The organism is Alteromonas sp. AO-Serp (assembly GCF_017849675.1).
GTDB lineage: Bacteria > Pseudomonadota > Gammaproteobacteria > Enterobacterales > Alteromonadaceae > Alteromonas > Alteromonas macleodii.
In genome coordinates, this window is sequence record NZ_JAFLMX010000209.1 from 1 (window position 1) to 9,076 (window position 9,076).

Here is a 9,076-nt window from a genome sequence, read left to right on the forward strand (position 1 = left end):
CGTATGATTGGGCCGTTAATACATTGCAAAATCGCATGGTGTTAGCGCCAATGACCAGAGGCAGAGCAGGCGCCGATCGCATACCCAATAAAATTATGGGCGATCATTATGTTCAGCGTGCTGATGCAGGGCTAATTATCACTGAAGCGACGGCCATCTCAGAAGAAGGTATTGGCTGGGTTGATACCCCCGGAATTTATACTGACGACATGGTTGAGGGCTGGCGCTCGGTGGTCAATAGAGTGCACGAGGCAGGGGGAAAAATCGTTTTGCAGCTCTGGCATACTGGACGCGCATCACACAGCGATTTCCACAATGGAAATTTGCCCCTGTCTGCATCAGCAATAAAAATTGAAGGGGACGAAATTCACACGCCTAAAGGCAAGAAGCCCTACGAAGTGCCGAAGGCGATGACCTTTGACGATATAAAACGCACAGTACAAGACTACAAAAAAGCGGCCATTAACGCCAAGGCAGCCGGATTCGACGGTGTGGAAGTTCATGCTGCAAATGGCTATCTCATCAATCAATTTTTGGATAGCCGCAGCAATCAGCGCACCGATAATTATGGTGGTAGTGTCGATAACCGCTACCGCTTTTTGGCCGAGGTGATGGATGCAGTATTGAGCGTGTGGGATAAAGAGCACGTTGGCGTGAGATTATCGCCAAACGGGGTGTTTAACGATATGGGGGCCGATGATTTTCATGAAACCTTTACCTTTGTTGCCCAACAGCTAAACAAATTGGAGATAGGTTATTTACACGTAATGGATGGCTTGGCCTTTGGCTTCCATGAACGAGGCGAAGCCATGACCCTTGCTGAATTTAGAGCACTATTCGACGGTATGATCATTGGAAACTGTGGCTACACCAAAGAAGAAGCCGAGAAACGTTTATCTGATGGCGATGGTGACATGATTGCGTTTGGAAGACCTTGGATCACGAATCCAGATCTTCCGACACGATTTAAGCATAATTACCCTCTCGAGTCCTTTGACGATCCATCATCGTGGTACGGAGGTGGTGTTGAAGGCTACAACGATTTTGAAACCTACCGCGAGAAGAGTGGGAAGGACGCGATGACTTCGCTGACCTGATTGTCTTTGGGCAGAGCCTAGCGCTCTGCCCTTTTCAAAAGCGTTATTTGAAATAACACGATGCGTAATGCTAACGCGTTCTCACTATTTTAGTATGGCCTTAGTTAAACGACTTTTTCTTAGCGGCTAATACGGCAAGTTTTTCTAGACACGACATCCACGCGTAGTTGTGCTGATCGCACTCTTGCTTATTGAGAAAGCCCTGCTGAATGAGCACCAACCTTACATTCCCCTCTTCGGTCTTTTCGAAGTGAATGTCTACTGATGTCATCACCGACTCTTCCATATCATCTTCCCACGCCCAGGAAAACGACAGCTGCTCGTTCGCTAAAATAGTCACATACTCACCAGTTAATGACATTTCAATACCGCTGGGATCCATCATCTTTATGCGATAGCGACCGCCTTCCTTGAAATCACTCATGATTTGTGTGACCGAACAATCGCCCGGTGCAAACCACTCACTAAGATATTCAGGCTCGTGAAATGCTGCAAAAACAAAGGGCAATGATGCATCTAGCGTTACATCAATTTTAAACTCGTGCATAAGGCTGCCTTAGATATTCTTTGACGTTAAAGATCTGTGTCTATCTTACCTTATAACAAAAGTTAGGCGCTCTAGCGTCATTTACCTTTGCTATAAATAAAAAAATCCCGAGCCCGCGTAAGGAAAGGCCCGGGAGAAGGAGAACATCCTCAATATTTTTTATCGACAGCTCAAAGCAACTTCTTGAGCTAAAAAATGAACCTATGCACCTTTCATCAGTGAATCCATACTGGCCTTGCTGCCAAAGTGCTGTGAACTTACTCTTTCACTTACCGACAAATACAGATTGTCGATGTCGGCATTTGCCATAAACTTCTCACAAAATCCAGGAGCATGAGGCTCGATAAAATGTTTGGCGGCTAGCATAAAGTGGGCAATGAGCTGTTTAACGTTGTCGGTACCCATGGCGATACGCATAGTGGTCAGTTCTATCCCTGCTTTCTTCTGCTCGTCTGAGCTAAGCTCAGAGTGAGAGGTCAGCGCTGGGCATAAAATTATCGTATTATTCTGGCCAATACTCACTTGGTGGCTGAATGCAGGCTCTAGGGCATCGAAGAACCGCACAAATACATCGCGAGGCAGGTTTGCCGGCGCCATATCAACCGTGAATAAAGTACACGGCCAGCCGTGTGTATGCTGCTTTTCACGCAAACCGGCATTACTGTGTTCAGGCAGTGCGTGACAGTTAACGCGAATTTGATCGTGGGCATTCAAAAATGCAGTAAACACTTGCGTATTGATGACCTTGGTCATCATACGCTGCTCCAATGTCTTCATGCCGTTTAGTACATCAAAGGCCTTTTCAGAATCTAAGAACGCGCCTTTAATGTAGTAAACATCCCAGAACATAGTCTGTGACCAATCAACACCATTTGCTGAACTGCCTTTTGGCTGGAACATACGGTGTCCTTCACCAATCACCACGCCCGCTGTAGTTGCGCCACTGCCACACAAATCTTTGGTGTAGCTGTGAATGACATAGTCTGGTCGCGCAGCTTTGTTTTTATGCTGAAGTGGCTGGTGCAGTACAGGTGTAGCAAGGGTGGAGTCCAACATTACCAACGCATCTTGTGCATGCGCTAATTCACAGATCCCAGGCACGTCCAGTACGTAGCCGTGTGGGTTGCAAGGCGATTCTAGATAGACATGCATTTTTGCGCCATTGCTTAAGCGTGATGCATGTTCAGTTTTAGTTTGCTGCATGAACTCTGCAAAGCTCAGTGCGTCATAACCGTCAAACCACGCAATCTGTATGTCCATTCGGTTGCTGCGGGCGAAATAATCATGAAGTAGCTGGTACACTCCGCCGTACACGTTCCTCGAAACAATCAGTACATCGCCATGACTAAGAACATTTGATAAACACGCATCAATGGCAGCCATGCCCGAGTTGAAGTTCCAGGCTAGATATTCGGCAGCGTAAGGACCCGCTTCCATATCCACAATGGCGTTAGCAAGGGAAATATTCGTTGGGTTCAACAGACGTGAATAAATTTGGTGAGTAAATTCTTTGCCTTGAAACGCGTCGTCGACCCATTCAGTACAGGCATACACATAAGTCGCTGTTCTTACCACCACCGGTGTTGCAGAAAAAAGTGCCGTGACATTGTCGAACAGTGGATAGTGCCCTTGCGAGCCATTGCCACTCGACAAACTTTGGTACGTGGCACGAAATGGGTTTTGCAACGTATCCAGTATCTTCGCAATTTGAAAAGACAGAAACTTTTTAGCGTTGAAATAAGCCAGTCTGTCTTCTTTATCAAGTCCTTGTAGCGTATTACTCGTAATATCCCATAGCTGCATAACGCTTGCTTGAGCACCATATAAGTGATGAGCGGTGTTGGCGAGTGCCCTACCGTAGTCGCTCTCAGCATTTATACCGAAATGAGATAATTGTTCCTCAACTAAAGCCTGCGTTGTTTCGGCTTGGGTCGTGTTACGCTTAGGTGAAAGCACCTTAGCGTGCGTTACATCAACATCTGTTGAGTTTTGGAATTTGTTTTCTGACTGCATAGCGATTCCGTTGCAAATTGACTTCAGGTGCATGTACATGACACCAACACTGTTTACAAAAATGTAAAACTTAAATCACATTTTTAGAACAACTGGCATTACGATTGTGCAGTCAGACAGAGGAAAGAAAAGTTTACTTTAGGAGTGTTAAGCAAATGACAGCAAGGAGTTCAAAGAGGATTGAACTGACTATTTTGAGCGATGAGGCGAATGATATTGCCGAAGCGATTCGCCAAAGAATAGCAGATAATAACGACTTCATAGGCGCTGATGGCCACCCGCTTTTAACGCTTAAACAAATTGCTCAATGCCCTGAAGATGTAAATTCAGAAGCCGTTACGGTACTGCTTGCAGACCCCGACCTTGCGTCTCGAATTATTGATACATGTTCAGCACTCACCTGGTGTCAGTCTACCTGGGCAGGCAATGCTCCCCTTCTAAATGCCGATAAGAAGAACTACATACTTACCGGACTAAAGGGAATTTTCGGTAAACTCATGAGAGAGTATGTTTTTGCTTACTTGCTTGGGCATGCCAGAAACGTAAAGGCTTTTGAGCAAAACCAGCGTGCCGCTCAGCCAATATGGGAAGCATCAAAGCGAATGCCGCTAAATGGTCAAACGCTTGGCATTGCTGGACTGGGCAGTATTGGGCAAGCATTGATCCCCGTTGCTCACGCATTGGGTATGAGCGTTGTGGGTTTTACCCGAAGCGGGCAAGCAGTGGAAGGTGCCGATGCTGTTTATACACCCGACACTATCGAAGCGTTTGCCAGAGCATGTGACCACGTGGTGAATTTAATGCCCGACACGCCATCTACGCAAAACATGCTTTCTCACGAATTTTTTAGTGCGCTGAAACCCCACAGTGTATTTATTAACGCAGGGCGAGGCAGTGCGGTTGACGACGATGCGCTCTTGCAAGCTTTAGACAACGGCGCATTGGCCCATGCAGTATTGGACGTCTTTCGTAACGAGCCTCTTGACCCAGCTCATTCGTTTTGGCAGCACCCTCGTATTTCAGTAACCGCTCACACTGCAGCGGAATCACAGCCAAGCGACGTAGCCGACGTGTTTTTAGAGAATGCGCTGCGTTACATCAACGGTGAATCGCTTAATTACCAGTTTGATTTTGCAAAGGGCTATTAGTGTTTAAATAGCCCTTCTCGTCATCCATTCAAGGCTAAAATACAACCTGTCTGTAGCTGGTTGCGCTGACGCTTAAATTCTAGGGTCAGTTGCCGTTATCTCAATGCGATCATGGTGCTTTTCATGAAACGATAACAGCTGAGGATAATCCTTCATGCTGTGTAGCTCACGGAAAAGTACCCAGTCAATCATGCTGTACAAACAGATTTCGGGATAAGTCCAACCACTAAATCCACCCGCATCAAGCTGGTTTGACAGCGCATCTAACACAGCTTCAATTCGCTCGTTTTGAAGACGGTAATACATTTTGTCTTCGCTAATATCAAAGTCTGAACGTTTCAGCAGCATAAGCTGAACAAAGGAGTCGTTAGCTGCATCAATCAGGGTTAGTTGATTCTCTTCTTCCCAACTTAACCCTTCGTGATCAAGCTTATCGGCAAGGTAGTTATAAATAATGCGAGAGTCGAAAATCATTTGGCCGTCATCTTCAAGACAAGGCACTTTAAGCGTAGGGTTGCGAGAGGCGAGCAACTCGCGATCTTCACCTGAAAAAATTTGAAGATTAAGAAATTCATGTTCTGTAGACGCAAGTACGATGCGAATGCGGCGCACGTAGGGAGAAGTGGTGGAGCCATATAATTTCATAAACGCTGTCCTAAACCGTAGTCGTTCTATGAAATCAGTGTAGCCGGAATTTGAAAATAAAAGGAAGTGTTAAGAACAAGACAACCGACAGGCATACAAAATGATGCGATGTATGCCTATCGTATTAACATCAAGCGCTCAAAGCTGAACGTTCAACGCTTAAAAAGCGTAGTAGTGTATAGCTTAAGCCCTTAAACGCTAAAGCTTGCACCACAGCCACAAGTCGTCGTGGCATTTGGGTTTTGAACTAAAAACCGTGAACCTTCCAGACCATCTACATAATCGACAATGCCACCGACCAAGTATTGTAAGCTCATCGGGTCGACAACCATAGTTACGCTGTCTTTTTCAATGGTCATATCGCCTTCGTTCACCTTCTCATCGAACGTGAAACCATATTGGAAGCCAGAACAACCACCACCTGTTACGTATACACGTAATTTCAAATCAGGATTTTCTTCTTCTGAAACAAGGGCTTTCACTTTCGCTGCTGCAGCGTCTGAAAACTCAATTGGCAACGCCGTTTCTACAGACATACCCACCTCTACATTAACCTCGTGCTTTCGCACTTTGTGCTTGGTCGCAATTATCTAATACTTGCGGATAGTTAGCAATTATTGGGGCAAAACTTAACGATTCAAGTTACTGCACATTAACGGCATTTCTGTTAAGTGACACGTTGAGATAGAAAAGTTAAGTAAACTAGTTAACACTAACGGATAGAAAATAGCAGTGTGGTCAACGTATCTAAAATATTGACGATACACGAATAAAGGGGCGGCATATGAGTACAACCGACAATTCCCAATTACCTTCTTCCACCCCAGTGCTGTTTGACGATTTCGGACAGTCTCGCTTTACGAGCAAAGAAGAATACAAAGACGCGTTAGTGAAACAGCAAGAAAAACTCTTTCACGTTCAGCAATCTTACTTTCATCAGAAAAAACGAGCACTCATTGTGTTTGAAGGATGGGATGCGTCAGGGAAAGGCGGCGCTATAAGGCGTATTACTGAGAAATTAGACCCTCGTGGCGTGAGTGTATTTCCTGTGGCAAAGCCCGCAAAAGAAGACCAAGACAAACACTTTCTCTATCGCTTTTGGCAACACATCCCCTCCCCTGGCACACTTAAAATATTTGACCGCTCACATTACGGAAGAGTGCTTGTAGAAAGAGTAGATAAGTTGGTTGATGAAGAGGTATGGCAGCGCGGTTATGAAGAAATAAACGCATTTGAGAAAACGCTCAGTGACAGCGGGGTTCGTATTATCAAACTCTTTATGCATATTTCGTCAAGCGAGCAGCGCGAGCGATTTGAAGAGCGGCTGCACAATCCTTTCAAGCGCTGGAAGTTAACCGAAGAAGACTTGCATAACCGCAAGATGCGAAACGCCTACGTAGAAGCTACAAATGACATGTTCAAGCATACCCATACGTGTTATGCGCCATGGCATGTAATTAACGGAGAGTTTAAGTGGCAAGCAAGGGTTAACGTACTTGACGCCGTTATCGACAAACTCAGTGAAGGCGTAGATATCTCTCCGCCTCCACTTGATGAGCGTTTAATCGCGCTAGCCTCCAAACAACTAGATGTCGATGAAGATCTAATGAGCGACTAAGGTGAAAGAACGCTGACAGGCAGTCATAACTAATTAAGCGATTAAGCCTTAGTTATTGCTGTCTGGCAAAGTCACGTTCAATTCAAGTACGCTGCAATCATCGTTATTGTCTAGCTGTACTGATACTTGATCGTCAGCAATCGTCACGTATTTGCGAATTACCTGAATAATTTCCTGCTGCATCATTGGCAAGTAATCAGGCTCTGTTCGCTTTTTACGTTCGTGCGCAACAATGATTTGTAACCGCTCTTTGGCGACCGCTGCGGTGCTTGGCTTTTGCTTCTTTTTGAGCAGGTCGAAAATTCCCATTACTTCCCTCCTAGCAGACGCTTAAAGAACCCTTTCTTCTCTGCTTCTAGGAAACGATGTGGAACAGTTTCGCCTAGCAGACGTTTTACAGCGTCAGCATAAGCTTGTCCTGCATTAGCTTCTTCGTCAAGAATAACCGGCTGACCTTGGTTAGATGCTTTCAGCACAGCTTCAGATTCTGGAATAACACCCAATAGTGGAATCGCCAAAATCTCCTCAACATCTGCAACACTTAGCATTTCAGCACTTTCAACACGACTTGGGTTGTAACGGGTCAACAAAAGGTGTTCTTTAACCGCTTCGCCCTTTTCTGCACGCATCGATTTACTTTGAAGAATACCCAAAATACGATCTGAATCGCGTACAGACGACACTTCAGGGTTAGTAACCACAATGGCTTCATCAGCAAAATACAAGGCCATCTGTGCGCCTTGCTCAATCCCCGCTGGCGAATCACAGATAATAAACTCAAAGTCTTTCTTAAGTTCATCTAATACGGCCTGCACACCATCAACGGTAAGCGCGTCTTTATCGCGAGTTTGTGATGCCGGAAGAATGAAAAGGTTTTCCGTTCTTTTGTCTTTAATTAGTGCCTGTTTAAGTGAGGCCTCTTTATTAATGACGTTTACGAAATCGTAAACAACGCGGCGTTCACACCCCATGATGAGGTCAAGGTTTCGCAAGCCCACATCGAAGTCTATCACTACCGTTTTGTGGCCTGCTAACGCAAGTCCCGTACTTATTGCTGCACTCGATGTAGTTTTGCCTACACCACCTTTTCCTGAGGTTACTACGATAATCTTTGCCATCTATTCTTTCCTATTAGTGCGTACAAAGCATTAAGCCAACGGCTCTATACGTAATGTTTCTTCTTCTAAATATACTTGTGCAGGTTTTTTCCAGCATTCACCTTTCACGGTTTCGTGCATAATGAATTGCCCTGCAATTGAAATAAGTTCCGCGTCTAACGACTGGCAAAATACACGGGCTCCCGTATTGCCTTTTACGCCAGCTAATGCCCGTCCACGCAACGTGCCGTAAACATGAATATTACCATCGGCAAGCAGCTCAGCCCCCTCGCTTACAGAAGCCGTAACCACCAAGTCTCCGCCTTCGGCATAGACTTGCTGACCAGAACGTACCGGACGGTTAATTACTTTGGCAGGTTTGAGCGTGGTTGCGACTGCAGGAGCCGGTTCACTTTTTGGCGGCGCAGAAACGGTTTGATCTTGTTGTGCGGTTTGAGAAGGGTTTTCGACGCTTCCGTTATTGTTTTCACTACCGTTCACTTTGTGCGAACGAAGGGCGCTGTCTGTAAATTTGCTTTGGCTTACATCGGCTAACCCCAAATCATTGATGGTAGGCTTCAGCTCTGCCACCTCACCTTTCACGGCCATGGGCTGCAATTGCAGTCGACGACATAGCGCCACCAGCAGCTCGAACTCTGTAGCAGATAAAGGCTTTATCAAATGTAAAATCAGTGAGGAACGGGTAAAGAACTGCGGCGCGCTCGCGACCTTCTGAGATAACTGAGCTTCAAAATTATCTGGCTCAAAATCTATTACTTCTAACACAATACTGGTGAGCGTAGTGCCCTTCATGCGAAAGCAAGTTTCTGTCATTTTTTCTTCCCGAAAAGGCGTCACTTTCCTCATAGCAATTAGCCATGACAATAAGCAAAACCTATTAGCGCTAGTGT

The 9,076-nt window shown here is 45.6% G+C and carries 10 protein-coding genes; 3 read left to right on the forward strand and 7 right to left on the reverse strand.

Annotated features, from left to right (window positions below):
- On the forward strand, positions 1–1,097 hold a 1,097-nt coding region (locus tag QVA83_RS14040; protein ID WP_287498606.1), incomplete at its 5' end, for an alkene reductase.
- A gap of 100 nt (positions 1,098–1,197) precedes the next feature.
- Here QVA83_RS14040 and QVA83_RS14045 read toward each other — a convergent pair.
- Together QVA83_RS14045 and QVA83_RS14050 are read right to left on the reverse strand one after the other, a co-directional pair.
- The gene (locus tag QVA83_RS14045) at positions 1,198–1,644 is read right to left on the reverse strand and encodes an SRPBCC family protein (RefSeq protein WP_014950566.1); all 447 of its coding nucleotides are present in this window, start codon (positions 1,642–1,644) and stop codon (positions 1,198–1,200) included.
- A gap of 201 nt (positions 1,645–1,845) precedes the next feature.
- Entirely contained in the window at positions 1,846–3,657 is a 1,812-nt protein-coding gene (locus tag QVA83_RS14050; RefSeq protein WP_061486474.1) for a trans-sulfuration enzyme family protein, read from the reverse strand.
- 155 nt (positions 3,658–3,812) lie between these two features.
- Here QVA83_RS14050 and QVA83_RS14055 point away from each other — a divergent pair, with 155 nt between their 5' ends.
- Positions 3,813–4,805, forward strand: a complete 993-nt coding sequence (locus QVA83_RS14055) for a D-2-hydroxyacid dehydrogenase (RefSeq protein WP_287498607.1) — start codon at positions 3,813–3,815, stop codon at positions 4,803–4,805.
- A gap of 72 nt (positions 4,806–4,877) precedes the next feature.
- Here the strand turns inward: QVA83_RS14055 and QVA83_RS14060 are convergent, their stop codons facing one another.
- Together QVA83_RS14060 and erpA are read right to left on the reverse strand one after the other, a co-directional pair.
- Complete coding sequence (locus QVA83_RS14060; protein WP_014950569.1) at positions 4,878–5,450, reverse strand: glutathione S-transferase family protein; 573 nt, start codon at positions 5,448–5,450, stop codon at positions 4,878–4,880.
- 191 nt (positions 5,451–5,641) lie between these two features.
- On the reverse strand, positions 5,642–5,986 hold the full coding sequence (gene erpA / locus QVA83_RS14065) for an iron-sulfur cluster insertion protein ErpA (RefSeq protein WP_014950570.1): 345 nt from the start codon (positions 5,984–5,986) through the stop codon (positions 5,642–5,644).
- 248 nt (positions 5,987–6,234) lie between these two features.
- Between erpA and QVA83_RS14070 the strand changes: the two genes are divergently transcribed.
- Complete coding sequence (locus QVA83_RS14070) at positions 6,235–7,068, forward strand: polyphosphate kinase 2 family protein (protein WP_287498608.1); 834 nt, start codon at positions 6,235–6,237, stop codon at positions 7,066–7,068.
- A gap of 48 nt (positions 7,069–7,116) precedes the next feature.
- On the opposite strand, the gene minE is transcribed toward QVA83_RS14070, so the two are convergent.
- The 3 genes from minE to minC are packed head-to-tail and all read right to left on the reverse strand — an operon-like array spanning position 7,117 to position 8,999.
- On the reverse strand, positions 7,117–7,377 hold the full coding sequence (gene minE, locus QVA83_RS14075; protein WP_014950572.1) for a cell division topological specificity factor MinE: 261 nt from the start codon (positions 7,375–7,377) through the stop codon (positions 7,117–7,119).
- Complete coding sequence (minD, locus tag QVA83_RS14080) at positions 7,377–8,186, reverse strand: septum site-determining protein MinD (RefSeq protein ID WP_039218970.1); 810 nt, start codon at positions 8,184–8,186, stop codon at positions 7,377–7,379. Before minD ends, minE begins: the two co-directional genes overlap by 1 nt.
- Before the next feature lie 30 nt (positions 8,187–8,216).
- The gene (gene minC, locus QVA83_RS14085) at positions 8,217–8,999 is read right to left on the reverse strand and encodes a septum site-determining protein MinC (RefSeq protein ID WP_287498609.1); all 783 of its coding nucleotides are present in this window, start codon (positions 8,997–8,999) and stop codon (positions 8,217–8,219) included.
- Positions 9,000–9,076: the final 77 nt, after the last annotated feature.